The organism is Pseudomonas sichuanensis, assembly GCF_003231305.1.
In the GTDB taxonomy this organism is placed as follows: domain Bacteria; phylum Pseudomonadota; class Gammaproteobacteria; order Pseudomonadales; family Pseudomonadaceae; genus Aquipseudomonas; species Aquipseudomonas sichuanensis.
This window is the reverse complement of record NZ_QKVM01000119.1, coordinates 1-1,866: the sequence shown is the minus strand read 5'-3', so window position 1 is coordinate 1,866 and position 1,866 is coordinate 1. Positions and strand designations below refer to the sequence as shown.

General features: G+C 59.5%; 1 protein-coding gene. It reads left to right on the top strand.

The window, feature by feature from the left end:
* Positions 1-373: 373 nt before the first annotated feature.
* A complete protein-coding gene (gene ltrA, locus DM373_RS28310; RefSeq protein ID WP_110996604.1) occupies positions 374-1,795 on the top strand; it encodes a group II intron reverse transcriptase/maturase in 1,422 nt (473 codons plus the stop codon).
* Positions 1,796-1,866 lie beyond the last annotated feature (71 nt).

Below are 1,866 nucleotides of genomic sequence, written 5' to 3'. Positions count from 1 at the left end.
AAAGCGGGTGACTTGGAGGTGAAAGTCCTCTACACACCCGGCAAGGGGAAGTGTTAGCCAGAGGCAAGGGTGTCGTGGGCGACCGCGAATCTGAAGGAAGCCCGAGGCAAACTGCTGGCCTGACGAACAGGAAGCGGATAGAGGCGGCACAGCGGGGTGAGGCGGCCCAAATCGTCAAAGCCCAGTACTTGCACGGGACGCTGTGACGTAAATCCGACAGGCATAAGCAGGAAGGTCACGCGAATTACCCTGGGAGATCTGCACGTTTGCCACTGTGCTACCGAGCGTCGAGAGGCGACGGGACGAGCGTGCAGAAGTCAGCCGAGGCCGTAGTAAGTGGCGGTTAACCGCGCCACCAAGGGCCGAACAGGTTATGCCGCCAGTAGGCGTCACTGTCTCGTTGGTAGCCGTAATGCAGAAATTTCCCATAACGGAAACTGTCACCCCGAGTCCCGGCCAGAAGCCGAGGATGATGCCTGATAGTGCAAAGGTGCCGGCGGCGTCAGCGACGTGGACGAACGCGGAGCCGGACACGCTGATGGAGCGGGTGCTTGCACCGGCCAACCTCAGGCGTGCGTATCAACGCGTGGTTAGCAACAAGGGGGCTCCGGGTGCCGATGGCATGACGGTCGCTGACTTGGCGGGCTACGTGAAACAGTATTGGCCAACCCTCAAGGCCAGGTTGCTGGCCGGTGAATACCATCCCCAAGCAGTGCGAGCGGTTGAAATTCCCAAGCCGCAGGGCGGCACACGGCAACTGGGAATCCCCACCGTCGTGGATCGCCTGATCCAGCAAGCATTACAGCAACAACTCACGCTACTCTTCGATCCGCTGTTTTCGGACTACAGCTACGGTTTTCGTCCGGGCAAAAGCGCTCACCAAGCCGTTGAACTGGCCCGCTCCCATGTGGCGGCGGGGCATCGCTGGTGCGTGGAGCTTGATCTGGAAAAGTTCTTTGATCGGGTCAACCACGACATCCTGATGGCCTGCTTGCAGCGTCGCGTCGAAGACAAGCGAGTGCTTAGGCTCATCCGCCGCTACCTTGAAGCTGGGGCCATGTCGGGCGGTATCGTCAGCCAACGGCAAGAGGGGACACCGCAAGGCGGCCCACTCTCGCCGTTGCTGTCGAATATCCTTCTGGATGAGCTCGACCGCGAATTGGAACGGCGGGGTCATCGCTTCGTGCGCTACGCCGATGATGCGAACATTTATGTGCGCAGTCCTCGGGCGGGCGAGCGGGTGTTGGCCAGTATCGAGCGCTTCCTGTGCCATCGTTTGAAACTGACGGTGAACCGGAAGAAGAGCCAAGTAGCAGGGGCTTGGAAGTGTGACTACTTGGGTTACGGGATGAGCAGGCACCAGCAACCAAGGCTGCGTGTGGCAACGATGAGCCTGGGGCGCTTACGCGACCGACTCAGAATATTGCTACGCAGTGTAAGGGCCCGCAAAGTGGCGACTGTCATTGAGCGAATCAACCCTGTCCTGCGAGGCTGGGCTGGCTACTTCAAGCTCAGCCAGAGCAAACGCCCACTTGAGAAATTGGATGGTTGGGTCAGGCATAAACTTCGCTGCGTCATCTGGCGTCAATGGAAACGGCCCTCAACGAGGGCGCGCAACCTGATGCGCCTGGGCCTGAGCGAAGAACGTGCCTGTAAATCGGCCTTTAATGGCCGAGGCCCGTGGTGGAACTCGGGAGCATCTCATGTGAATCAGGCGCTACCGAAGAGGCTATGGGATAGGTTCGGACTGGTCTCGATACTGGATACGATAAACCGGCTTAGCCGTATAACCTGAACCGCCGTGTACGGAACCGTACGCACGGTGGTGTGAGAGGACGGCGGCTGTGAAGCCGCCTCCTACTCGAT